Genomic DNA, 26,312 nt, shown 5'->3' with positions numbered 1-26,312 from the left:
GCCGTTCTCGGTTAAGCCTCTGGGCTGTGGTTACAAGCGGTCAATTTTGAATAAAATTTTGCAAAAAATCGCCAATAACGCACCGCTTGTCTCGTCAGAGCGACTTGCGATTTCTAGAAATCACAACCCTCAATATAAATTTCAACTTAAAAAGTAAAAAGGAATAAAAACAATGTCAAAATTTGCTATGGTTTTCCCTGGTCAAGGTTCACAAGCGGTTGGAATGCTTGGTGATCTTGCTACTCAATTCCCTATTGTTGAAAAAACATTCGCAGAAGCAAGCGAAGTGCTTGGCTATGATTTATGGGATTTAGTGCAAAATGGTACAGCTGAAGAGTTAGGGCAAACTCAACGTACTCAGCCTGCCTTATTAGCCGCATCGGTTGCTATTTTCCGTGTATGGCAAGAAAAATACCCTGAGTTAAAACCTACCGTAATGGCAGGCCATAGCTTAGGTGAGTACTCGGCTCTAGTTTGTGCCGGTGTGTTAAACTTTCAAGATGCCATCAAATTAGTGGAGCTGCGTGGTAATGCAATGCAAGAAGCGGTGCCTGCTGGTAGCGGTGCAATGTATGCAATTATTGGTTTAGATAACCAAGCTATTATCAACGCGTGTGAACAAGCAGCAAATGAGACAGGCGAAATCGTTTCAGCGGTAAATTTTAACTCGCCAGGTCAAGTAGTTATTGCTGGTACAAAAGCCGCTGCAGAAAAAGCAGGCGAATTATGCAAAGCTGCAGGAGCAAAACGTGCGTTACCATTAGCAGTAAGCGTGCCTTCACACTGTGCATTAATGAAACCAGCGGCAGAAAAATTAGCCACTGCATTGCAAAATATTAAGCTAAATCAACCGCTTGTATCTGTCATTAATAACGTAGATGTGGCAGTTGAAACTGATCTTGATGCTATCCGCAACGCCCTTGTTCGTCAGCTTTACAGCCCTGTACGCTGGACAGAAAATGTAGAGAAAATGGCTCAAGAGGGTATCACCACGCTTTATGAAATCGGTCCGAACAAAGTTTTAACTGGCTTAACAAGCCGTATTGTGAAAACACTTTCATCACAGGCGGTAAACGATGTTGCCAGCCTTGAGGCAGTTCAATCCTCATTTTAGTAGCACATAAAATGAGCAAAGAAACTTTATTTATGCTAGCTAGCATATTGCTTGCATTAGTGTTTGTGCCTGCTAGCTATATGTTTAGCGATCTTGATACGCTTGAAAATACCTCCGTATTTAAACAATTTGGTATGCTCTCAGTTGCATCTGGTTGCTCATTTTTAGTTTATTTTCTCGCTATCCATCCTAAAATTCGTCAGGCTTTTATTGGCGGTGCCTCTCTCACCTCTGGCGCTATTCAAGCGTGGGCAATTTATGGCGTGCTGTTAAGCCAAGGCGACCCAAAAGGTGCGATAGCATTATTGCAAATTTATTTATTAAGCAGTTTGGGGCTATTAGTCGTCTCAACAATATGGGTATTCGCCCGCCCACGTTGGATTTATCCACCGCAAGGCTCGGCGGTTAAATATGCCTTATTTGGTAGTTCAACCACCGTCATAAACTACTTTATTATTCTTTTTATTTTTTATATTTTAACGCGTTAATCATCGTCTTTTATAGGAGAATATATGAGCAAAATCGCATTAGTTACAGGTGCAACTCGTGGTATCGGCAAAGCAATTGCCGAAGAATTAGTAGCAAAAGGTTACACCGTAGTCGGTACGGCAACCTCTGAAAAAGGAGCGGAATCCATTTCTGCTTACTTAGGCGAAAGCGGTAAGGGTTTAGTGCTAAACGTGGCAGATGCCGAATCGATTGATTGTGTATTAAAACAAGTCAAAGAAACCTTTGGTGATGTGGATGTCTTAGTCAATAACGCAGGAATCACACGTGATGGCTTATTAATGCGTATGAAAGATGATGATTGGTTCGACATCATTCAAACTAACCTTACATCCGTTTACCGCTTATCAAAAGCGGTGTTACGCCCAATGATGAAAAAAGGCGGACGTATTATCAACATTGGTTCGGTAGTCGGTTCAATGGGAAATCCAGGTCAAACAAATTATTGTGCAGCAAAAGCAGGTTTAGTCGGTTTTTCTAAATCACTTGCAAAAGAAGTGGCAAGTCGTGGCATTACGGTAAATGTGGTTGCTCCAGGCTTTATCGCAACGGATATGACCGATGAGCTAAACGAAGATCAACGCAATGCCATTTTAAGCCAAATCCCAGCAGGCGAACTTGGCTCTCCACAAGATATTGCAAAAGCAGTCGCATTTTTAGCTTCAGATGATGCTCGTTATATCAACGGCGAAACCATTCACGTAAATGGCGGATTACATATGAGCTAATTTGCTCCTAATTTTACGAAAAGTCAGCAGCTTGCTGGCTTTTCTTTTAAACGTATTTCCCTTAGCAGCATTCAAGCGGTCTTTTTTTGCAAGAAATTAGCAAATATGGCACAATGCCCACTCATTTTTTAATGCTTTTCTTTAGTAGAACTTATTATGAATAAAAATACTTTTATCGTGGGCTTTATGCTCTTTGCGATTTTCTTTGGGGCGGGCAACTTAATTTTTCCGCCAAAACTAGGTTTAGACAGTGGCCTAGATTTTCTACCGTCAATTATTGGCTTTGTACTCACAGGCGTAGGTTTACCACTGCTTGGTATTGCAGTGAGTGGTTACTATCCAGGTGGTTATAAAGAAGCCTTGAGCAAAAATGTTCACCCTTATTTCTCGCTGCTATTTTTAATGGCAATTTATTTAACTATTGGTCCCTTTTTTGCCATTCCTCGTACAGGAGCAACCGCTTACCAAATGTCAGTTGTGCCTTTTATTGGCGAGAGTGGAACATTCTCATTACTCGTATTCACCCTAGCTTACTACTTAGTTGCAGTATGGTTTAGCTTAAATCCATCAACCGTGGTAGATAGAATCGGCGCAATATTAACACCTGTATTATTGCTTGCAATTCTAGGATTAGTCGTTAAAGCGATTATCTTATTAGGCGAAAATGAATTGCCTGCACTCACGACTCAAACAGATCCTACCTCTCCTTTCTTTACTGGTATTGTTGAAGGCTATTTAACAATGGACGCACTGGCTTCTATTACCTTCTCGGTCATTGTCATTAGTGCAATTAAAGCGAAGGGTCTTGGTAATAAAGACTTAATCAAGCAAACCTCAATGGCAGGAATGATCGCCGCAATTGCATTGGCAGCCATTTATATTTCTCTGGCCTGGATTGGAAACCACTACCCGATCAGTATAGAAACCCTTACCGAGCTAAACGCCACAGGCCAGCACATTGGCACATTTATTCTCAACCATGTAGCAACTGAAACTTTCGGCGAGTTTGGTCGCACGCTCCTTGGTGTGATTGTAACATTGGCGTGTTTAACCACCTCTATTGGTTTGATCGTCACCACAAGCGAATATTTCAATGAAATATTCCCGAAAATTTCATACAAAGTATATGTGTTTATTTTCACGCTAATTAGTTTTAGCATTGCAAATCAAGGGTTAGATTTTGTTATCTCAAAATCTGTGCCTGTTCTCTTAATATTATATCCAATTGCGATGACAGTCATTTTCTTGATGTTTATCAACATCTTCTTTCAACTACCATTACTGGCTCAACGCTTACCATTAGCATTGGTTACGGCAGTCTCTATTTTATCTGTTGCGGGTGTAAATGCGATGAACGCTCTACCGTTAAAATCCATCTCAATGGAATGGATTCCCTTTGCAATTGCAGGCACCGTAATAGGATATTTACTGGGTAAGAAATCCTCATAGATAAATAACAAGCGGTCATTTTTCACTTATTTTTTACAAACTGCAAAAATAGCATTTTCTTGGTGCGGGATCAATTCCTGCCCTTTTATATTATAATAACGCTCACTTTTCACTATCCTTGGAGGAGAGAATGCCTGAACTACCCGAAGTTGAAACCAGCGTGCGAGGTATTGAGCCTTATTTAAAAGGGCAAATTATAAAGAAGATTATTGTCCGCCAGCCCAAACTGCGTTGGTTAATTAGCCCCGAATTATCACAAATGGAAAATGCGAAAATTGATGCAATAGAAAGACGAGCAAAATATCTGATTATCCGCACACAAAAAGGCGATATTTTGATACATTTAGGCATGTCTGGTTCACTTGGGATTTTGCAAGCACATCAACAAAAAGAAATTAGTAAGCATGACCACGTCGATCTTGTTACGCAAAATGGCACCATTTTACGCTATAACGACCCTCGTAAATTCGGCTGTTGGCTTTGGATTGCAAAAGCAGAAGATCACCAACTACTGCGTAAACTCGGGCCTGAACCCCTTTCTGATGATTTTACCCCTGATTATCTATTTGCAAAAAGCCGCAAAAAAACAACCGCTTGTAAAACCTTTATTATGACCAATGAGGTAGTCGTGGGTGTAGGAAATATTTATGCGTGCGAAAGTCTATTTATAGCGGGAATCCACCCTGAACTTGCAGCACAGAATCTCACTAAAAAGCAATGCGAACGTTTAGTCAGCACAATTAAAGACGTGCTAACTAAAGCCATTATTCAAGGTGGCACTACCTTGAAAGACTTTATTAAACCTGACGGCAAACCAGGCTATTTTGCCCAAGTGCTACAAGTGTACGGAAGAAAAAATGAAGCGTGTAACCATTGCGGAAAGCCAATTCAAACCAAAGTAATTGGGCAACGCAATACTTATTTCTGCCCTAAATGTCAAAAATTGCCGAAATAAACTATCTTATATCTTATATAAAAATCCATACTTAATTCTGATAAGTTTAATTAAGGAGCTATTATGTCTACATATCAACTGAATATCTATCATTTAACCGATAAAGGGAGCGTCAGACTCCTTAATGGAAAAACACATACGCTAAAAACATTAGCAAATCACCAAGACCAAATCGTCAATAAAAAGGGGGAATTGATTCCACTTGACAATATTCCAAAAGCAGAATTGGTCGGAAATGATCTTTATATTTATCTGGAAGACGGGACGAATGAGGAGCCAAACTTGATCATGCAAGATTATGCTCTATTTTCTACTATTGAGGATTTTCAGCTGTTAACCCAGACTAATACAACTTTTAATACTAATCAACCACAGCAGCCATTGACTTTGGCAAAACCGATTATCACTATAGATAATGTGACTGATGACAATGTCATTACTCGCATAGAAGCAGAAAAAGAGAGTATACAGCTGAATGGTCAAGTTGATACAGAGAGAGGAGGTAATATTTCTGTCAATGTTATATTAAATACCAAAACTTACCCGGCAAAAATTATAGGTAATCAATGGTTTGCAACAATTAATACCTCAGATCTTACGACAATACAAGGTAAACAACATCTTATTGTGCAAGCTATCGCCAATAAAACCGAGCTAGTTGCTACATCTGAACTCAAAAAAGAGTATATGGTTGATACTCAAATCGAACATCCTATTATTGAGATAGATCCGATTACAGCTAACAATATTCTAGAATATGTTGAAAGTAAAACCGAAACCATCCATATTACAGGGAAAATTATTAATGTAGAGCACTCTGCCGCTAAATCCGGTGATGAGGTGGTGATTCATTTAGGTAACTCAACCAGTACAGGAAAGTTAACAACAGATGTTAATGGTGAACTCATTTTTAGCATACCGGTTAGCACTGTTTCATTAATTGCTCATCAAAGTGAAGGCATAACGCTAAGTCTTAGTACGACTGATAGTGTAGGTAATGTCTTGGAGAGCCAAAAATCAAAAAACTATCAGGTCAATTTAGAGCGTAATATTAACGTTTCTGTTAATACTATTACCAATGACAACATCATTAATCAAGCTGAAAGTAAAGAGGATATCACAATACAGGGAGCGGTAACCAATGGTGAAGAAGGAGAAAGCATCGGTATTTATTGTTCTTGTCCGGTTTGTGCAAGCGGTTGGCGTCTACTACAAGAAGTACCTTTAAATAGTCTTGGAGCATTTAACTTAACCGTTAACGGTGAAGAATTGATTAGTAACGCTGGAGAATCTCCTGTCATCAGAGCCATCTATCGTAATCAACCAACTAAAACTACTGATAGAGAATATAGTATTGATAGAGAATATAGTATTGATAGAGAATATAGTATTGATACAGAATTAAATAAACCTATTACTACCGCACCTAAACTCATCAAAAATCAGTCATCGACAGGAAGTATACTATCTGGTGAGTTGGACAATATTGATAACGATGTGAACGCTAGTAATGTGGAAGTGCTTGTTACTATTGATGGTCAAGTACATAAAGCCTCTGTCTCTGAAGACAAACGCTCGTGGACTCTGCTTCAGTCCAATACTCAATTATCTGATTTAGAACATAAATCGGTAACTGCAAAAGTGCTTGTGACAGATAAAGCAGGTAATACGAATGAAAGTGACGAAGTAAAAGCGGAATTTCTACCTCAAATTAACATTACTGAAATTGGTGATAGTTTTAGTGTAAATAATATCGGACCATTAGTTACTATTTCAGGGGAAGTAAACTATAGTGGTCTATTTGCCAGTGGCAGGAATGCCTCTTTTGTTCGCATAATTAAAGTGAAAATTGGAAAAAACACTTTTGAAGTGCCAATGAATGCTGATGGAAAAACGTTTGACTTGAAACTCCCTTTTACTGAAGCCTTAGCGCTAGATAATAAAGAAATTAGCTTCAGCTTTAACAAAGTTCGTGTATTTTCTCCAAAAACAAATAACGATGGCAGTATCGGATTTGAAACTCATAAGAACCAAGCTGTTACCACTGAAAGCATCATACTAAAAAGTGACTACATCACTCCAAACGGTAATAATGGTTATAATCTCAGCATTAAGTCCCCAAGCAGTATTATTGCAGGTGAGGTCATTGGGGATAACATCGCTGTTGGTGAGACTATCGAAATTACTGTCGGTAATAAGGTATTTAACGCAAGCGTAGAACAAGATAAAACATTCCGGATTGCGGTAGAAAACCAATTCTTAGCTGGATCAGGAGATAGTCAAATTACCGCCACATTAAAAACAACTAATCTTGCAGGAGAATCAGTAGAAGTAAAAGATACGGAAACCTTTACATCAACATTAGCGGTAAGTGGGAGCTACAATCAACCACGCCATAACGATGTGGAATTTAATGCACGCCAATATAACCATTTGAGCGATAATTTCAACTTCCATTATTTTATGGATACTTTCTACTCTGCCAAATTAGGAGCTGTGGATTATGGAAGAGTACCATTCGGTGGATTAGGTAACACCCCAGTGATTAAATACCACTTTGCAACTTTAGAGGAGATGGCAATACATCACAAAAATGCAATTAAACCTCTTAGTATTTCGGCACAGCAAAAAGATGCCTTCAGAAAAGCTTATGAGTATATTGCTAAATTTACCAATCTAAAATTTGAAGAGGTTGATAACTATATTACAGATGGCTCAGGAACAAATATTTTTGCCAAAACACATAATGGTGGCGGTGCCGCTTATGCTAGCGTAGGCGATGGCTCTTGGATTTGGGTGAATAGTGCCTTTGGTAATGAAAATGGCTCTACTACCGCACCTAGAATTGCTAATCTTTATAATAATGTCCTAAATTATGTTTATTATGCCGCAATGCATGAAGTACTACACACTCTAGGTTTTAATCATTCAAATGTGCTATTCACCGATAATAACTATAGAGGAAAATATAATGAAGTTGGCCTAGGTAGTAAAGAGGATAAAACAGAATTTACTTATATGTCTTATAATGGCTTATTCGAAACTAAAGGTAGTTATATCCCATTCTATGATTTAGCAGCATTACATTACCGCTACGGTGTTAATAAAACTGTACGTTCTGGCGATAACATATATGGATTCCAACGTTATCGAGATGTAAACAGTGATGGTAATGGTGTCTATATTTGGGATGGCGGCGGTGTAGACACCTTTGATGCCACAAATGAAAGAGAACGTGTTTATATCAACCTGAAACCAGGTTCTTGGATTTATCGTGGCGATACCGCAGAGAAGATGATGACAATCAAATCCATAACAGACTTCAATGCAGTCCAATTCTTTGGGGATGAAGTGGGTGTCAATAAAACAGCCGCAAGAGGAACGCAAAAAATAACCGAATATGTTGAGGGTCAAGCCTTTATTGGTTTTGGTACACAAATTGAAAACGCTATTGGTTCGGTATATAACGATATCTTATTAGGCAATGATGCTGCAAATAACTTAATCGGTAATGGTGGCAACGATATTCTAAGAAGTGGAAAAGGCGATGATTATCTACACGGCGGTATAGGTGATGATGAAATGCACGGTGGTGAAGGAAATGACACCTATGTAGTCGATAGTAACAAGGACCAAGTTTTTGAATTGGAAAATCAAGGTATTGATACTGTCTATAGCTCTATCAACTTCGAGCTTCCTGAAAATGTAGAAAGTCTCACCCTACTAGGTACTATTGCAACACAAGCAACAGGAAATAACCTCAGTAACACCCTTATAGCTAATAATATTGGCAATACCCTCAATGGAAAGGAAGGAGATGATCACTTAATCGGAGGATTGGGAGAGGACATTCTCATTGGCGGAACAGGTAAAGATACCTTTGTATTCAATACTACGTTAAACGGTAAAGTGGATATCATCAAAGATTTTGAGAATGGCGATACTATTGAACTAGCTAAATCAATTTTTAGTGCAATTGAAAATGCCGAACAAGTATTTGATTTTATTAGCTTTAACAAAGGTGAACTTAGTTATAAACCAAATGCAACTACGGAAGCAATTCACTTTGCTACACTCGAAAACTTCTATACCAACTTAGAAACAGCAAATTTCAGCATTATTTAAGTTGATGGCCTACTATTAGCCCCAAATTAGACCAAATCTAATTTGGGCTAATTTCTAAACAACTAGTGTAACCAAGCCGCTAAACCCGCAACCAAAAAGTGACGGGACCATCATTTTGTAAACTGACTTGCATATCTGCTGCAAACTGTCCTGTTTGTGTGTGAATTTTCATCGCAGCTTGTTGATGAAAATAGTCATACAAGCGTGCGGCATCAACTGGGCTTGCGCCTTTTGAGAAACTAGGTCGTAAACCCTTGTTAGTATCTGCAACAAGCGTAAATTGTGAAACTACTAATAAACTGCCAGCTGCTTGCTGCACACTCAAATTCATTTTGTCTTGCTCATCGGAAAACACTCGGTAATTCAGTACCTTTTCCAATAATTTATCAGCCTTGGATTCATCGTCATCTTTTTCAACGCCGAGTAAAACCAATAAACCGTGTTTAATTTCACCAACAGTTTGCCCTTCAACCTCAACTTTTGCCCATTTAACCCGCTGGATTAATCCGATCATTTATTTCCTGTTCCTTGCCTACTTCTGTTTCTTTTAATATTGCGGCGAACTGCCCGCCTAATAAAACGACTTGCCAGCTCAATTGAATCCACAACAACATAATCGGTAATACGGCCACTGCACCATAAAGAGCCTGGTAAGAAGGGAATGTTGTGATATACCAAATAAAGGCTTGTTTACCTAAGGTAAAGAAAATTGCCGCCAATAACGCCCCAATAGCGGCGTGCTTAAATTTTACCTCTGTAATCGGAATAAATTTATACACTAATGTAAACAACAACCAAATCAATAAAAATGGCATCAATTCCAATAAATATTGCCCTAATGATACGCCAGAAGCATTAAAAATAGCCAGCGACATCACATAAGTTGTAATTGCAATACTCGCCCCAGCCAGCAAAGGCCCAAATATTAAAATTAAAAAATAGAGTAAAAAAGAGAACCACATCGGACGTGAGCGGCTATTGTGCCAAATGGTATTTAGCGTTTCATCAATATTCTTAATCAGCATAATGGCAACAACAAATAAACCAATAATACTGACAATCCCCATATTTTTCGCATTATCGACAAATAGATCGAGGTATTTCGAGACCGTTTCACTCGCACTAGGGGCAAAGTTATCATAAATCAATGCTTTTAACATCTCACTCGCTTCATAAAAAATAGGAAAGAATGTGAAGATGGAAAACAGCACAATAATTGAGGGAACAATCGCAAGCATAGTACTGTAAGTAAGATAACCTGCAGAAATCGCAATATTATTCTCCACATAACGCTTAGCGAACAATTTAACAAATTCTAAAATCCGTTTTAACATACTATCCTCTTACTAAATAATCGCTCTCACACACCCATTTATAGGTGGTTAATGCTTCAAGCCCCATTGGGCCTCTAGCGTGTAATTTTTGCGTACTCACCGCCACTTCTGCCCCCAAGCCAAACTCACCACCATCCGTAAAACGAGTACTGGAATTGATATACACCGCTGCGGCATCAACTTGTTGTACGAATTGGCGAGCAACTTGGTAATTAGACGTTAAAATTCCCTCTGAGTGCTGCGAACCGTAATGGCGAATATGCTCAATTGCTTGTTGTAAGTCATTCACCACAACCACGTTAAGATCGAGTGACAACCACTCTTGACTTAACTTTTCCTGATCAAGCGGTTCGATTCCTTCAATTTTTTGCAAATCATTACTGTGAATTGTCACACCTAGTGCCTGCATACGGGCAACTAATTTCGGCAAAAATTCTACTGCGATCGCTTTCTCTACCAACAAGGTTTCTAACGTATTACAGGTGCTTGGACGCTGCGTTTTAGCATTCACAATCACTTCAAGGGATTTTTCTTGATCTGCAGTTTTCTCTACAAACAGATGACAAACGCCAATACCGCCTACAATCACAGGAATAGTGGAATTTTCTTTACAAAATTGATGCAAACCTGCCCCACCACGTGGGATCACCATATCAATATAGCGATCTAACTTCAGCAACGCCAATAATAACGAGCGATCTGGATCAGTAACCGCTTGCACCGCTAATTTCGGTAAGCCTGATTTTTCTAACGCCTCTTGTACGACATCAACTAACACTGAGTTGGTAAATTTAGTTTCTTTACCGCCACGTAAAATCACCGCATTACCTGTTTTTAAACAAAGTGATGCCACATCAATAGTAACATTTGGACGCGCTTCATAGATAGTTAAAATCACGCCTAATGGCACACGTTGGCGTTCAATTTTCAAACCGCTATTTAGCACACCACCATCCATTATTTGCCCGACAGGATCAGCAAGTTTTGCCACATTACGTACATCGTTGGCAATGCCCTTTAAACGCTCTTCGTTAAGCAACAAGCGATCAATAATTGCCAATGAAATGCCTTGTGATTGAGCAAATTCAATATCTTTTGCATTCGCATATAAAATTTCCGTGGCACGCTGTTCAAGGCTATCAGCAATCGTCAGTAACGCTTTATTTTTTTGACCGTGGCCAAATTGTGCTAAATCAAAACTGGCTTGCTTAGCTTGTTGAGCAAGTTCTATCATTTGCATAAATTTGTTCTCATTTCATTCACATTTGCATAATCTAACACGTTCTTTTGTATGAAGAAATATGCAAAAGCGAAGAAAATTAGATAAAATGGGCTAATTCCAAACAATTAGGCACCAAAATGACAAATAACTCTCCAAAACAGCTGATTCACATTCTCCCACCACAACTGGCAAACCAAATTGCCGCAGGCGAGGTAGTAGAACGCCCCGCCTCTGTAGTAAAAGAGTTGGTCGAAAACAGCCTTGATGCTGGTGCGAATAATATTCAAATTGACATTGAAAAAGGCGGTTCGCAGCTCATCCGCATTCGGGATAACGGTTGTGGCATCAGCAAACAGGATTTGCCACTTGCTTTAGCTCGCCACGCCACGAGCAAAATCAGCAGCCTGGAAGATTTAGAAGCCATTTTAAGTTTAGGCTTTCGGGGCGAAGCGTTAGCAAGCATCAGCTCAGTGTCACGTTTAACACTGACTTCTCGCACTACAGAACAAAATGAAGCGTGGCAGGCTTACACACAAGGAAGAGAAATGATGGTTGAAATTCAGCCTACCTCTCACCCTATCGGCACAACGATTGAAGTGGCTAACTTATTTTTCAATACGCCAGCACGCCGTAAATTTTTACGCACAGACAAAACTGAGTTCGCTCATATTGATGAAGTGATTCGTCGCATTGCACTTGCCAAACCCAATATCAGCTTTACGCTAAGTCATAATGGCAAAATCGTCCGCCAATATCGCAAAATTATTGATAATTCAGTTGAGCAAAAACAGAAACGGGTGGTCGCGATTTGTGGCGAGAAATTTATTCAAAACGCCAATTATATTGACTGGCAACACGGCGATTTACACTTACACGGCTGGGTTGGCTCACCGATGCTTGCTAGTCCACAAAATGATCTTTGCTACAGCTATGTAAACGGACGAATGATGCGAGATAAAACAATCAATCACGCAATCCGCCAAGCCTATGGTGAGAACATTACGACAGGCAACTACCCTGCTTTTGTTATCTTTTTAGATTTAGACCCCACTATGGTGGATGTGAATGTTCACCCTGCCAAACACGAAGTGCGTTTCCATCAAGGAAGGCTGGTACACGATTTTATTTTGCAAGGTGTCAGCAATAGCCTACAACAAACACATCCGTCACTTGAATTGCGAAACGAGCTCAATGAACCAATGCCTGCTTATGCAAAAGACACAAACCGCCAAGCGGCAGGGCAAAATGTATTTACACAACCCAAAGAGCCAATACAAGCGATCGAATTTTCACAAAAAAATGTAAATCACTCTACTCATAGCTCTTTTACACCTAAATTTGAGCGAAGTAGTAGCAGTCAATCTGCTCAAAAATGGTATAACGAGCTAGTAGGTGGTTCAGATATACGAACGAAAAAAGTAGAAAAAACCGCTGTTAAACTGCCCACTTTTGAGCCGAACATAAAGATAAACCCAGAACCTGCCCCTATTTTGCAAAAAACGGAGCAAATCACACCGCTTGCAAGCCACCACGCCCAAGCCTTGGCAATTGTGAAAAATCAGGCGATATTGATGAAAGAAGGAGAAGATTTCTACTTAATTCCCCTGCACCAATTAGCCAAGCTGAAATTCGCTCACCAACTGGGCACACGGCAAACACAGGCACTACTCATTCCGCTTACGCTCACCTTAAACGACAAACAAACGGAATTGTGGCAACACTATAAAGAAAGCATCGCAGAATTTGGTTTCGCTATTACCGAAAAACATTGGCAAGAACAAACTCGCCTCACGATACTTTCTGTGCCACAAGCCTTGCGTGAACAGAATTTGCAACAGCTACTGCTTTCACTCTTTAACCAACCACAAGCGGTCAAATTAACTGAATTTTTTGCAAAACACTGTGAAATTCCCACCGCTTGCACGCTCAGTGATGCCATTGCGTTACTCTCAGACATTGAGCTTTACCCAAATGGAAAGAAAGAGATTGAAGAAATTAGGAAGGAAGTGGATTTTTCTAAATATTTATAAAGACTAAAGGACAACTCTCGCCCTTTATCCAAATAAATTAGAATGACTACCTATTCTCAACAATTCTAATTTATCATCAATCTTTCGATAAATCAGCACTAAATCAGGCTGAATATGGCAATCCCGAAAACCTTTCCATTCGCCTGTTAATGCGTGATCGCAATATTTCTCAGGTAATGGCTTATCGTTGATGAGAAAATAGAGTGCTTCAATCAGCGAAGAAGATAATGTATCAACGGCACACTTTTCATAGTCTCGTTTAAAAGCGTTACTATACTCAATCTCTCGCATTAAGTTGCTCCATTAAATCAGCAATGTTTTTAGCTGGATTTAATTTTTCATCTCCATTTCTAACCGCTTTTAATACTTCTGCTGTTTCTACGTTAGGCTGATAGTCAAACTGAAAACGTTTTTCCGTCGCAATTTTTGCTAATGTCATTCGCATAACATCAGAAACCGTCAAACCAATTCCAGCTAAAACTTCGCTTGCCTGCTCTTTAATTTCAGGGCTAATTCTTACACTAACTAATGCACTATTTGCCATAGAAAACCTCTTTCTTGTAAATCAAATGATATACAACATGATAGCATTTATAAAAATTAGTTCAATGAATAGTTTAATTTTATGACTATGTGGCTGAGCCTAAACTTAGGCTTAAATGTGCTATACTGATTTAAAAGAATTAACTATTCAGCTTAATAATAAAATGACTCAAAAACCCCTCGCCCTTTTTTTAATGGGACCAACTGCCTCAGGCAAAACAGATTTAGCCATCGCTCTCAGACAGGAATTGCCTGTTGAGGTGATTAGTGTCGATTCCGCCTTGATTTACAAAGGAATGGATATTGGTACAGCAAAACCCAATAAGGCAGAATTAGCATTAGCTCCGCACCGCTTGATTGATATTTTAGATCCTGCAGAAAGCTATTCCGCAATGAATTTTCATAGTGATGCATTACATGAAATGGCAGAGATTACCGCACAAGGCAAAATTCCGCTCTTGGTTGGTGGCACAATGCTTTACTACAAAGCCTTATTGGAAGGGCTTTCGCCGTTGCCATCTGCTGATCCCAATATTCGTGCTGAAATTGAAGCAAGCGCGGAACAACACGGCTGGGCGGTTTTGCACCAAGAATTAGTAAAAATCGACCCTGTCGCGGGAGCAAGAATTAACCCCAATGACAGCCAGCGTATTAACCGTGCCCTAGAGGTGTTTTACATCACCGGCAAAACAATGACGGAGCTCACCGCCAAACAAGGCGAGGCGTTACCATATCATATTCTACAGTTTGCGATTGCCCCCAAAGAGAGAGCCGTGTTACATCAACGTATTGAGCAACGTTTTCACAAAATGATTGACTTGGGCTTTGAAGAGGAGGTCAAGCGGTTATTTTTACGTCAAGATTTGCATATTAATCTGCCGTCCATTCGTTGTGTGGGCTATCGCCAAATATGGGAGTATTTGCAAGGCGATATTTCCCTTGATGAAGCGATTTTTAAAGGTATTTGTGCCACACGCCAATTAGCAAAACGCCAAATGACTTGGCTTCGGAGCTGGCAAGGTGAACTCACCTGGCTAGATAGCCTAGATCCGATCAGCTCTAAAGCAAAAATGGTCGAAAAGATCGATGATTATTTAAAGAATTGTGATAATATTTAAACGCCTCAGCACTTATTACGATATTTGCTGTCCTAGTATTCATCACACAACTATAAAAAAGGAAAGAAAAATGGCAAAAGGTCAATCTTTACAAGATCCATATTTGAATGCACTTCGCCGTGAGCGTATTCCTGTTTCAATTTATTTAGTTAACGGCATTAAATTACAGGGTCAAATTGAGTCGTTCGACCAATTCGTCATTTTACTAAAAAACACGGTCAGCCAAATGGTATATAAACACGCGATTTCAACTGTTGTACCTGCTCGAGCGTTATCGCACAACAATAACAACCCCCATCATCAACACGCTCAAGCTGCAACAGAAGCAGCTGAACAAACGGAATAATCAACATTACTAATCAAAAAATGTTAAACGAATCATCGCCAAACTCAGAAGAAAATTCTGCGTTTGGCTTTGCTTTATCTGAAGCAAGCCAAATTTCAGAAATAAGTGAAACAACAAAAGACAAAGCAATCCTAGTCCATCTCTATCTCGGTCAGCATAAAGACACAGAAAACCTACTTGAATTTCAAACATTGGTAGAATCTGCTGGCGTGGAAATACTAGCAACGCTGACTACAACTCGCCCAAACCCTCATATCAAGTATTATGTTGGGCAAGGAAAAGCAGAAGAAATTGCAGAAACGGTGGAACAACTTGGAGCTTCTGTTGTGCTGGTTAATCATCAACTTAGCCCTGCTCAAACACGTAATTTACAATCATTATGTGGCTGTCGTGTAGTAGATAGAACAGGTTTAATCCTTGATATATTTGCCCAACGAGCCCGATCCCATGAAGGCAAATTACAGGTAGAACTCGCACAACTTCGTCATTTATCTACTCGCTTAGTTCGCCGTGTAACTCACCAAGATCAACAAAAAGGCGGTTCTGTCGGCTTACGAGGCCCAGGTGAAACACAGCTCGAAACCGATCGCCGTTTGATCAAAGTACGTATCCAACAGCTTTTAAATCGTTTAGAAAAAGTAAACAAGCAACGAGAGCAAAACCGAAAAACACGCCAAAAAGCGGATATTCCAACAGTATCTCTTGTTGGCTATACCAATGCAGGAAAATCTACTCTATTTAACACTATTACCCAAGCTGGCGTTTATGCGGCTGATCAACTTTTCGCCACACTCGATCCAACTCTACGTCGTATTCAAATACAAGATGTCGGAACAACTATTCTTGCTGATACAGTTGGTTTTATCCGTTTTCTGCCGCATGATTTAGTATCAGCTTTCAAATCCACTCTACAAGAAACAACAGAAGCTACTTTACTTTTACACATTATTGACGGTTCAGACGATCGCAAAAATGAAAATATTGATGCAGTAAATCAAGTACTTGATGAAATTGAAGCATTGGAGATCCCAACACTTCTGGTCTTTAATAAGATAGATAAGTTAGCAGGCGTTGAGCCACATATCGAACGTAATGATGACGGTACAGCAACTGCAGTCTATTTGTCTGCCCAAGAAAATAGTGGCATTGAGCTATTATTTCAAGCTATACAGGAGAGACTGAGAAGTAATTTAGTTCATGAAACGCTACTACTACCTGTTACAGCAGGTGCAATTTATGCTCAACTTAAAGCTGAAGATTGCATTAAAGCAGAACATTTTAATGATTTTGGCGAACGCATCATCTCTATCCAAGTCAATGAAATACAATGGAATAAGTGGCTAAAGCAGTTCCCCGCACTTTTAGAATATGTGGAATTAGCAAAATGGGAAAAGCCACAAGCTAAGATACTCTAAGAGAAAATCCTTTTTTAAAGATGATGAATCCTAAAATTTATAGCTCTGCACCATTGACAAATGGTGCAGGTTTTTTATGAATAACTACAATACAAGCGGTCAAAAATGAGCAATTTTCTACCAAACAAGCCTCACCCTCATTTCGTTATTTGTATCACCGAATGTGTAGCGTAAAATCAAAAGGACTGAACTCTGTATAATACAAAGCACAGTCCTTGAATAAAACAGCCTAACTTTTTAGAGCAGATAGATAAGCGTTTTTTATTAATCTATACTAAATAGTTGCTAACGCATCCCTTGCTTTGAGAATTGGTCTAAAAATGTAGTCGATAATTCTCATATGACCAGCTTCTAATTCAGCTTCTACTAGCATACCAGTTCGAATATCCAAGCCCTTTTTCTGCCATTGTTTTAATGAGTCAGGCGAGATTTCTAAAGAAACTACATAGCTAGGAGGAGCATTTCTCTCCTCTTTATTAGGCACGGTATCTGCACCAATTTTAACAACCTTACCTAGCATAGTGCCATAAATACTATAATCATAAGCAGTTAATTTAAGAGAGGCTCTCATACCAGGCACTACATAACCAATATCTTTTGGTGTTACACGAGCTTCCACTAGCAAATTACCATTATTTGGAACAATCTCTAAAATAGTTTGTCCAGGGTTAACTACAGAACCTATCGTATTGAAGTGAATAAGATTTACTGTTCCACTAGAAGGCGAAACAATTGTTGCTCTATCTATCTGATCTTGAACGGTCTTAATACTCTCATTAGCTAAGGCTAATTGGGATACAGCTTCTGATAGCTCCTGTGCCCTCTTTTTATGGGTATCGGAAAAATAATTTTCTTGCTCCGCCCTAATATTATTAAGTGCTTGTTGTAAAGCAATAATATCTCGCTTAGGCACTGCACCACTATTTTCAAATCGAGTAAGATTAGTTAGTTCTTTCTGTTTTAAAGAAATTTGAGATTCATAATTTCTCTCTCTTGTCAAATACTCCTCCACTTTTCTTGATAACAGGCTCTTTTCTGCTTCAACAAGATCAGGGTATGTATCCTGATAACCTTTTGGAATATCAAAAATTATTGCATTTTCAGATTCTGCTTGTAATCTCAATTTTCTTAATGTAAAAGTAGCAATTTTTTTCTCAATTTCTTCTAATTGAGCCTGATATCTTGTGGTATCAAGTTCAGCCAAAACTTGCCCTGCTTCTATATTATCGCCTTCACTCACATTAAGCTGAGTTAAAATCCCACCTTCTAAGTTTTGCACAATTTGAGTTCTCTCGTGAGATACAACTTTACCATTAGCTCTCACAACCCGACTAAATTGGGTTAAATACGACCACACAAGCAAAGCACTTAATAAGCACACAATTATCCAAAGCAATTTATTGCTTTTTTTAGGTGGTTTAATTTCTTTTGTTAAATCTCTCATATTCAAACCTTAATTATTTTTGAGGTGGCTGATTGGTTTGAGCCTGTTGAATTCTATTTAATACTTCATCTCTCGGACCATCAGCAATCACGTAACCATCAGCAATGACGATAATACGATCAACCATCGCTAAAATGGGCATTCTATGTGTCACTGTAATGAATGTTTTATCCTTAGAAAAATTAGCTAAAGTATTGATAATAGAACCTTCTATATTAGGATCTAAACTTGCGGTTGGTTCATCCAGTAATAAAATTTTACTCTCACTTAATAGCATTCTAGCAAGCTGAACACTCTGTTTTTGTCCAACAGACAATCCTCTCCCACCATCTTTAATCATTAAATCTAAACCGTGTGGGTGAGAAGTTAAAAAGTTAGCCAACCCTGTTTGAGATAGAACCCCCATAATTTGTTGATCGCTAATATTTAGATTATTAAAAGTTAAATTCTGTCTTAACGTACCACTAAATAATTGAATTTCCTGATTAATCACCGAGATAGCATTTCTAATATCGTTACTATATATCTGGCGAATATCTATTCCGTCAATTTTTACTTCACCTGAATTAGGATACTGCAAACCTGATAATAAACGTAAGAAAGTTGATTTGCCAGAACCGTTCGGACCCAAAATACCAATCTTCTCACCTGGTCTAATCACAAGATTTTGAATCTGTAAGGCAGGTTTAGAATCTCTATCATATTGATAACTTACATTTCTTAGCTCGAAAAATCCTCTAATATTTTGACGGCGTAATTTCTGCTGATCTACAGGATCATCTTGCTCTGATTCAGCAATCAAATCTAACTCTTTAAGTGAAGATTTCACTTGAGCCCATCGAATTAAAAGTGAGCTTAAACGAGCAATAGGCGCAAGCGTACGAGAAACAAGAATACTCATTGCAATAATTGCCCCCATCGTCATTTTTCCATCAAAAGCATAATAAACCGCAGTAGATACTGTTAATACATAAGCAATTTGCTGAACACTTGCCGCCCATTGGGTTAAATTAGAGACCAAAGACCGCTGACGCATTGAAATATTAGCAATAATTTCACTAATATCATCCCATTGTTGAGTAAAGAAACGCTGTGATTTTGTTACTTTAATCACATCTAATTGGTAACTTACCTCGTTAAATAAACGGTTAGCAGCGGTACGTGAACCTAATGTTTCTTTTACGATATCCATCATTTTCTTTCTAAACAAGATAGGTGGAATAACCATAAATAACATTGCAATAATAGAAACCCACACAACATTACCGCCTATTGCATATATAACAAAGATAAATAACAATACAAACGGAATATCCACTAAAGAGCCGACAGCTGCTTCAGTAAAAAACTCACGAATAGAGTTAAAATCTCGTATCATTTGGCTTAAATGATTCGGTGTTGGTGTATCATTCTTCAACCTCAAACCTAATAAGCGACGTAACAATAAGCTAGTTGCTTGAATATCAATACGCTTACCGCTAAAGTCTAATAAATGCGATCGGATAATTCTAAGTGTAGCTTCTAATGCAAAAGCAATCATTACCCCAATTAGTAATGCCCACAGCGTTTCTTCAGACTTATTCGGAATAACTCTGTCATAAACCTGTAATGAGAAGAAAGAAGTAATTAACGCTAAGATATTAGCAAAAAGAGAAGCAATCAATACTTTAGTAAATACACCTTTTTCTAAAGAGAATATAGACCAAAACCAATGCTTCTTCTCAACAGGGATAGACTGTTCTAAGTAAATTCGATCAATTTGCTTTCTAATAACGAGTGCAGGCAAACTGATTAAAGAAAGCAAATTCTCTACTTTTAACTCGATTGTTTCACCAAAATTAACTGATGCTAAAGAAATAATATTATTAACAGGGTTTATATCTGTAATTACAGCATATTTACATTGAGAATCTTCTTTTTTCAATTCAATAATGCAAGGTACGGGCAAATTCAATAAGTCTTTATCAGTTAAACCGATATCTAATTGAAAATCCTCATTAAATTTCGCATTATTTTTCACATCAACAAAAGATTTTAGTTCTGCTAACTCATCAACAATTAGCTCAACCCCAATCCAATTTGCTTGAATTTTAATTGCTTCTGGTAAAGTTAAATACCAATTAGGCGTTACGTTATTCTTATCCATTTTCTACTCTGATATGTTAAAGATAGACCCATTCGTGATACGAATTTTGCTTGCTTTCAAATTTAGTAATTGAGCTTGCAACGAAATTAATTGCTGACGGGTTTGCAGTAAAGTTCTATAAGCAGATAGACCGTCAGATAATATTGCCGAGCCTGCTTCAAATTCCGAACCAAACACTTTTATCGCACTCACTCCCTTTTTTTCTAACCCTATAAGAGTATTTTTATTATTATTTAAACGATTAGTTTCTAATTCAATTCGTTTATTTTCATTATTTAACTGAGTTTGAATTTGTGTAACTTTTCTTTCTGTTGCCTTATAAGCGGATTCAGCCGCATTAACAGTTGCAGATCGGGCAAAAACAGAGGTAGGTAATTGAAAAGAAACCCCAACGTTACGAATAGAATTTCCGTTGGTAGCCTTACCCACTTCCCCATCTAACACTAAGTGTGGGTAAATATCACTTTTGGCCTGCTGAAATTGAGCAAACGCAATCTCTTTGTTAATTTCTGCTTGTCTTAATTGCAACGATTCATTACCCAAATCTGGTAGAATCTGAGAAGTTATACTATATAAACTAGGGATATCATTTAATGTTATTGGCGACATCAATTTTGCAGACAATAAATCTAAATTTAAAGCAATTTCGATATTGATAGCCTCTAACTCAGATTTCAGCTCAGCCAGCCTAAGATTTAACGTATTCGATTCTGATACACTAGAAACACCCGCATTAAATCTCACATCAGCAAAGCCTGATAACTTAGAAATAGAGGCAATTGACTCACGTAATAATCGACTATTTTCAACTAATGAAGAAATTTTAACTACCGATTCAACGGTAGAAGCCATTACTTCTCTCTCTTCAATAAGAAAGTCTAATTGAGAATTATCAATCCCAAGCTCACCTTGTTTCTCTTTATGTTTTGACGAGCCAAAATCCCATACTGTATAGCTTGCCTTTGCACCAATATAAGGAGTTGTTCGGCTGTAATAACGAGCAACAGGCTGAATAGTCGGATAGTTATTTTTATGTATAATCTCTGCTTCTGCCCTCCTCTGCTCAATCACACTCGGTAATGAAGAAATTCTATGGTTATATTCTAAAGCAGAGTTAATAATAGATAAAAAGGAGCGATAATTTTTGGTTGGTATAGATTCCGTGTTTTCCAGATTCAGATTAGTAGTTACAAGAGGGATTGCAGATACAGTTACAGATGAAATTACGCCAACATTACCAGCACTGCAACTTGAACAAGATTGACTACTAACTTCAAAATCATTTTGATTTTGGCTACAAGCACTTAGAAAAGCCGAAGAGCCCACCAATAAAAATAGTTTTTTCATAAACATAAATGAGTTACATCACAACACAAAAGATAGATTATTTTTATATTAATTTAATAATCTAAAAAAAAATAGTATTTTATATATAAATTTGCAAGAAAGTGAAAAAAACACCATTTGTTATATACTTCTGATAATGGATCTTATCAGGCACTCTACCTAATCTTTAATCCATAAAATACAGCCTTAAAAAAGCGAAATTCAGTCGGATTATATTGGTTAACATGGAAGTTCAAAAAACAATCAAGCACTCCATTTGATAAATAAAGAAGGGAGAATAAAAATTCATTAGAATGTATTTTTGTAGGTACGAAAAGCCAATGTAATAATATAGAGTATTTACTGTTGAGTGCCTGATAAGATCCATTATCAGCAGTTTGATAGTCTAGGCAGGGTTCAGAAGGTGTTAGTGGACAATGATGCGAAAAAAACCACAGGTCATAATACCCACAAGGATAACGATGGTAAGCCAATTGAAGGTGTCGACAGAATCGAAACTTTCGGTCTTAACGACAAAGGTCAAACCTTGAGGGTTGAATACGACAACAATGGTAATGGCGAAACGAATTCCAAATCTTACCTTGTGTTAGACCAATATGCTCGTGCAGTGGCGAGATATACAGATAACGACAACACGGAAGGTACAGGTAAAACCATTAAAGTCACCATCGACGGTAAAGAGGTTGAGCTAAAAGGTGTCGATAGCTATGAAACCTACAAGCACAATGCAAACGGTCAAACCATCCAAATCGACCGTAACACCAATGCAGAGGGTGCAGCGGAAGAAGTGGTTCACATCGAACGTGACGAATACGGACGTGAGAAAGGTCGTTACTATGACTTAGACAATAACGCTGAGACAGGCTCGGGTAATAAAGACAAAGAAGGCCAAGAAGACCAAGATGACGCTATTAAGTTAAATGATGGTCGTACATTGAAAGGCGCAGACCGTTATGAAACGTATGAATACAACGAACTCGGGCAGGCTATTCAAATAAATAAAAACTTTGATGGAAAAGGTGAGTTTGATGAAATCGAATACCGTGATGTGGATAAAGCAAGCGGTCAAGTTAAGGGTGCTTATTACAACCGTGATAACGACATCAAAGATGGCAAAGCGTTAGAGAAGAAAACAGGCGAGACTATCACACTAGATGGTGGTAAACGTACTCTTGAAGGTATCGACAACTTTACCACTTATGAGCGTGATGGCCAAAACCGTGTGATTACTGAAAAATTCAACCTAGATGCGAAAGGCGGGGATGACCGTGTGTACCACTATGATTTAGATGCAAACGGCAACCGTATTGGTGAATACCAAAACTTGGATAACGACACAACGCTAACGCTCGACAGTAAAGAACAGGTCACAGGTACAGAGCATACACTAAAAGATGGACGTAAAATAACAGGTATCGAACGCGTTTACCTCAAAGAGTATGATGCAAATAATCATCTCATCAAACAAGAGCAAAACTTGGACGGTAAAGGCCATGCAGAAAACGTGAGCTACTATGTGCGTGATGCGTTAGGTCGTGAAGTTGCCCGTTACGACAACACGAATAACGACCGATTCAGTAATGGTAACGAAAACAAAACAGGGTCTAGCCATCAGATTAAACTCAATGGTGAAACAGTCACTGTAGAGGGTATTGATAGAATTACCAAAAACACATTCAATGCGTATAATAAGGCAGAAAAAACCGAAATCAATAACACGGGTGAAGCGGGCGATGACAAGTTTACTAATATCACAGAACGTGTTTACAACGGTCGTAATCAGCTTGAATCTGACGTCTCAAAAGTGAAGACAGAAGGCGGCGAATTTGTACAATCTTCTGCCAATAAGTACACTTATGACAACTATGACCGTGTAGCAACGCGGAGCTTTGATACGAACTTGACAAAACAAGGTTTTGAGCGGGTAGAAAACTACACTTATGACACATACGGAAGTATCATTGATACAGCCACCGATGTTGCTGGTGATAACATCGCAGTCAATAGCCGTACGACCAGTGAAAGAGATGAGTTCGGTCGTGATAAAGTGGTTCGTAATTTCCAAGCAGATGGAACATTGGTCTGGAAACGGGAGTATGAATACAATGAGTATGATGCACTTACAAAAGAAACTCACTATTCATCTGAAACCAGAAAGAATTCCATCCATACTTATAGCCGAGATGAGTTTGATCGACCTGTAATAGGATGGGATGATAAAAATGCCAACGGTATTTTTGATGCTGGTGATGTCAAATATAGTTTGAGTTTCTCTAATGATGCTAGATCATTACTTATGAGACGCAAAAATACTGTAGTTGATATATCAGGTAAAGAAACATCCCAAGACTTCAATTATGTTTACAATGAAAAAGTCCGGGTTAGAGAGTTTATTGATCTTAACAATAATCAAAAAGCTGACTCTAATGAACTTGTCACGCACATAACCTACACGGACGATACTGGGTTATTTGTGAAAAAATTCGAATATAGCTATGGATTAGATAAAAAGAACATATTTGAATCTTGGCATTTTATCTTCCCTGACGCTGGTACAAGAGGCGTTCAAATCGCAGGTATTCGCACAGATATAGCATCTGGGAAAACCTATATGAGCTATGGGGTTCACGGTTCTCACTATTCTACAAAAGATGACTATACGTCGAGTAGCTGGAATAAATTATTCGATGAGTATAAAAGCAAACTTGAAGCCATTTATCTCACCAATAATACTGCTAATACTATATTAACAGTAGATAACGACGTTATTGCGAAAATCGCCAAAAACCAAATGCTACGTATTAACGGCGATGCAACCGATACTGTCCGCCTGAAAGACCACGCTGAGTTTAAAGAGATTGAAAATGTGAAACAAGGTAAAAATGACTACAAACAATACACCACCGAAGTGGACGGTCAGCAATATACCCTATTGATTGACACCGACATCAACGTTGTATTGGCGTAGCTTTAGCTCACAATAAGCGGTCTGTTTTTGCTGATAATTTGCAAAAGTATAGCCACATTAACTCAAACCACCTTATAGGTTTTCTGTAAGGTGGTTTTTTTATCAACACTTTACCAAAAACGGATTAAACTTAATACGCCATTTGAGCTTGTTACCCAAAAGCATATAAATATAGATAACAAAATCACTTGTCTCGCATAAATTCATTACAACTTATTTTATCAACCAAAAAACCATTAAAGTGAATAACAAACTTGTTTGTGCTGCATAAATGAGGCACAATTTTGCTTTTATAACTAAAAATCACCAAAAATGGGGAACAAAATGCACAATATCAACATTGAAAATGCGGTGAAATATCACGATGGGAAATTTCCACCCGATGAAATCGCTTACCAAAGAATCATTCCAGCCCTAGCAAATGCGATTGAAGCGATTTCTCGCTACGACCAAATTGCTTAAAAATATGCATAATAGCGAAATTTTGCTTGCCCCATTACGCAATCAGGAAGCGGTGATTTCTTCTCGTATGGAAGGCACAATCAGCACAATGGATGAGATTTTGCAATATGAGGCGGATTATCCTGAAACAGCAGGAAAAAATGAATATAGCTTGAATGTGAGACGCGATATTATTGAAACAGTACTGTATCAACGCACGTTAAAAAACACGCAAAAAGCGATGCTAGATGGCTATCCACTGTCTAAATCGTTACTAAAAGGAATGCACCAACAGCTTTTATCGGTGGGAAGAGGGGCAAATAAAAGTCCAGGCGAATTTAAGAAAGAGCAAAATTTTTTAGCAGACACCATTCGGCGAAGTGTATTGTTTATCCCAATCTCTCCAGAAAAACTGGAAGAAGGAATAGACCGACTTTTTGACTATATTCAGCAAAATAATGACCATATTTTAATTAAAACAGCCGTCAGCCATTTGGAATTTGAAGCACTCCACCCATTCCAAGATGGCAACGGTAGAATTGGTAGAATGTTGATTACGCTAATGTTATGGCACTCTAAGCTAATTTCTGCCCCACATTTTTATATTAGTGGTTATTTTGAACAAAATAAAAACAGCTATATTGATTTAATGAGGCTGGTTTCACAAACTGGTGATTGGAATGAGTGGATTATTTTTTTCTTGAATGCTGTAGAAGTACAAGCAAAACATAATTTGATGATTGCTGAAAGTATCCAAAAACTTTATGAAACAATGAAGGCTATTTTTGCTGATACTCTCTCTTCAAAATATGCAGTGATGGCACAGGATTTTATTTTTACCAATCCAATTTTTAGAAATAGCCAATTTATTGGACGAAGTGGTATTCCAAGTACAACCGCCACTCGCTTTACCAAACTGTTGGTGGAAACCGGTGTTTTAGCCGTTAAAGAAGAAGCAGCAGGCAGAAAATCTGCCCTTTATGCTTTTGAACCATTAATGAATTTAGTGCGGATTTAGGCTGAATAAAGGGTAAAAAAACCTGTTACCAATCGGTAACAGGTTTTGTTTTATCTTAAGCG

The 26,312-nt window shown here is 38.3% G+C and carries 21 protein-coding genes; 13 read left to right on the top strand and 8 right to left on the bottom strand.

The features are described 5' to 3' along the window. The first annotated feature begins 172 nt into the window (after positions 1-172). The 6 genes from fabD to GM698_RS06620 all read left to right on the top strand — a co-directional run bounded on the left by fabD (position 173) and on the right by GM698_RS06620 (position 8,878). Positions 173-1,114: an ACP S-malonyltransferase gene (gene fabD / locus GM698_RS06645; protein WP_209289145.1), complete on the top strand. Its 942-nt coding sequence runs from the start codon at positions 173-175 to the stop codon at positions 1,112-1,114. Between the two features lie 11 nt (positions 1,115-1,125). After that, complete coding sequence (locus tag GM698_RS06640; protein ID WP_209289144.1) at positions 1,126-1,602, top strand: hypothetical protein; 477 nt, start codon at positions 1,126-1,128, stop codon at positions 1,600-1,602. Positions 1,603-1,626: 24 nt separating this feature from the next. Further along, the gene (gene fabG, locus GM698_RS06635) at positions 1,627-2,349 is read left to right on the top strand and encodes a 3-oxoacyl-ACP reductase FabG (protein ID WP_159628587.1); all 723 of its coding nucleotides are present in this window, start codon (positions 1,627-1,629) and stop codon (positions 2,347-2,349) included. A 156-nt stretch (positions 2,350-2,505) separates the two neighbouring features. Then, positions 2,506-3,798, top strand: coding sequence for a branched-chain amino acid transport system II carrier protein (gene brnQ, locus GM698_RS06630; protein WP_176807422.1), 1,293 nt, complete (start codon positions 2,506-2,508; stop codon positions 3,796-3,798). Positions 3,799-3,928: 130 nt separating this feature from the next. Then, positions 3,929-4,753: a bifunctional DNA-formamidopyrimidine glycosylase/DNA-(apurinic or apyrimidinic site) lyase gene (gene mutM, locus GM698_RS06625; RefSeq protein ID WP_209289143.1), complete on the top strand. Its 825-nt coding sequence runs from the start codon at positions 3,929-3,931 to the stop codon at positions 4,751-4,753. Between the two features lie 63 nt (positions 4,754-4,816). After that, on the top strand, positions 4,817-8,878 hold the full coding sequence (locus tag GM698_RS06620; protein ID WP_209289142.1) for an Ig-like domain-containing protein: 4,062 nt from the start codon (positions 4,817-4,819) through the stop codon (positions 8,876-8,878). 79 nt (positions 8,879-8,957) lie between these two features. Here GM698_RS06620 and dtd read toward each other — a convergent pair whose 3' ends face one another. The 3 genes from dtd to proA are packed head-to-tail and all read right to left on the bottom strand — an operon-like array spanning position 8,958 to position 11,452. Further along, positions 8,958-9,392, bottom strand: a complete 435-nt coding sequence (gene dtd / locus GM698_RS06615; protein WP_176811939.1) for a D-aminoacyl-tRNA deacylase — start codon at positions 9,390-9,392, stop codon at positions 8,958-8,960. After that, positions 9,367-10,212, bottom strand: a complete 846-nt coding sequence (locus GM698_RS06610; RefSeq protein WP_176807426.1) for a virulence factor BrkB family protein — start codon at positions 10,210-10,212, stop codon at positions 9,367-9,369. Before GM698_RS06610 ends, dtd begins: the two co-directional genes overlap by 26 nt. Position 10,213: 1 nt before the next feature. Then, positions 10,214-11,452, bottom strand: coding sequence for a glutamate-5-semialdehyde dehydrogenase (gene proA / locus GM698_RS06605; protein ID WP_209289141.1), 1,239 nt, complete (start codon positions 11,450-11,452; stop codon positions 10,214-10,216). Between the two features lie 119 nt (positions 11,453-11,571). On the opposite strand from proA, the gene mutL reads away from it, so the two are divergent. After that, positions 11,572-13,464, top strand: a complete 1,893-nt coding sequence (gene mutL, locus GM698_RS06600; RefSeq protein ID WP_209289140.1) for a DNA mismatch repair endonuclease MutL — start codon at positions 11,572-11,574, stop codon at positions 13,462-13,464. A gap of 24 nt (positions 13,465-13,488) precedes the next feature. Here the strand turns inward: mutL and GM698_RS06595 are convergent, their stop codons facing one another. Both GM698_RS06595 and GM698_RS06590 read right to left on the bottom strand, forming a co-directional pair. Then, on the bottom strand, positions 13,489-13,755 hold the full coding sequence (locus tag GM698_RS06595) for a type II toxin-antitoxin system YafQ family toxin (protein WP_209289139.1): 267 nt from the start codon (positions 13,753-13,755) through the stop codon (positions 13,489-13,491). Beyond that, positions 13,742-14,008, bottom strand: coding sequence for a type II toxin-antitoxin system RelB/DinJ family antitoxin (locus GM698_RS06590; protein WP_159628595.1), 267 nt, complete (start codon positions 14,006-14,008; stop codon positions 13,742-13,744). Before GM698_RS06590 ends, GM698_RS06595 begins: the two co-directional genes overlap by 14 nt. A gap of 163 nt (positions 14,009-14,171) precedes the next feature. Between GM698_RS06590 and miaA the strand changes: the two genes are divergently transcribed. The 3 genes from miaA (at position 14,172) to hflX (ending at position 16,886) form a co-directional block, all read left to right on the top strand. After that, the gene (gene miaA, locus GM698_RS06585; protein ID WP_176812811.1) at positions 14,172-15,125 is read left to right on the top strand and encodes a tRNA (adenosine(37)-N6)-dimethylallyltransferase MiaA; all 954 of its coding nucleotides are present in this window, start codon (positions 14,172-14,174) and stop codon (positions 15,123-15,125) included. A gap of 70 nt (positions 15,126-15,195) precedes the next feature. Then, complete coding sequence (hfq, locus tag GM698_RS06580; RefSeq protein WP_159628596.1) at positions 15,196-15,471, top strand: RNA chaperone Hfq; 276 nt, start codon at positions 15,196-15,198, stop codon at positions 15,469-15,471. 20 nt (positions 15,472-15,491) lie between these two features. Then, positions 15,492-16,886, top strand: a complete 1,395-nt coding sequence (hflX, locus tag GM698_RS06575; RefSeq protein WP_176811944.1) for a ribosome rescue GTPase HflX — start codon at positions 15,492-15,494, stop codon at positions 16,884-16,886. Between the two features lie 274 nt (positions 16,887-17,160). Here hflX and GM698_RS06570 read toward each other — a convergent pair whose 3' ends face one another. Genes GM698_RS06570 through GM698_RS06560 form a run of 3 tightly spaced genes read right to left on the bottom strand, consistent with a single transcriptional unit; the run spans position 17,161 to position 21,823 of the window. After that, complete coding sequence (locus tag GM698_RS06570; RefSeq protein ID WP_176807431.1) at positions 17,161-18,330, bottom strand: HlyD family efflux transporter periplasmic adaptor subunit; 1,170 nt, start codon at positions 18,328-18,330, stop codon at positions 17,161-17,163. 13 nt (positions 18,331-18,343) lie between these two features. Continuing rightward, the gene (locus tag GM698_RS06565) at positions 18,344-20,476 is read right to left on the bottom strand and encodes an ATP-binding cassette domain-containing protein (protein WP_176807432.1); all 2,133 of its coding nucleotides are present in this window, start codon (positions 20,474-20,476) and stop codon (positions 18,344-18,346) included. A 3-nt stretch (positions 20,477-20,479) separates the two neighbouring features. Then, the gene (locus GM698_RS06560; protein ID WP_209289138.1) at positions 20,480-21,823 is read right to left on the bottom strand and encodes a TolC family protein; all 1,344 of its coding nucleotides are present in this window, start codon (positions 21,821-21,823) and stop codon (positions 20,480-20,482) included. Between the two features lie 349 nt (positions 21,824-22,172). On the opposite strand from GM698_RS06560, the gene GM698_RS06555 reads away from it, so the two are divergent. From GM698_RS06555 to GM698_RS06550, 3 genes are all read left to right on the top strand, one after another. Next, positions 22,173-24,791 (top strand): hypothetical protein, encoded by a 2,619-nt coding sequence (locus GM698_RS06555; protein ID WP_209289137.1) that lies wholly within the window; start codon positions 22,173-22,175, stop codon positions 24,789-24,791. 324 nt (positions 24,792-25,115) lie between these two features. Continuing rightward, a complete protein-coding gene (locus tag GM698_RS10610; protein ID WP_245189253.1) occupies positions 25,116-25,253 on the top strand; it encodes a hypothetical protein in 138 nt (45 codons plus the stop codon). Positions 25,254-25,257: 4 nt separating this feature from the next. Further along, a complete protein-coding gene (locus GM698_RS06550; protein ID WP_245189252.1) occupies positions 25,258-26,250 on the top strand; it encodes a Fic family protein in 993 nt (330 codons plus the stop codon). Positions 26,251-26,312 lie beyond the last annotated feature (62 nt).

This window comes from Mannheimia sp. ZY171111 (genome assembly GCF_017750945.1).
GTDB lineage: Bacteria > Pseudomonadota > Gammaproteobacteria > Enterobacterales > Pasteurellaceae > Mannheimia > Mannheimia pernigra.
The sequence above is the reverse complement of the archived record's forward strand: the minus strand, read 5'-3'. Positions and strand labels throughout refer to the sequence as shown.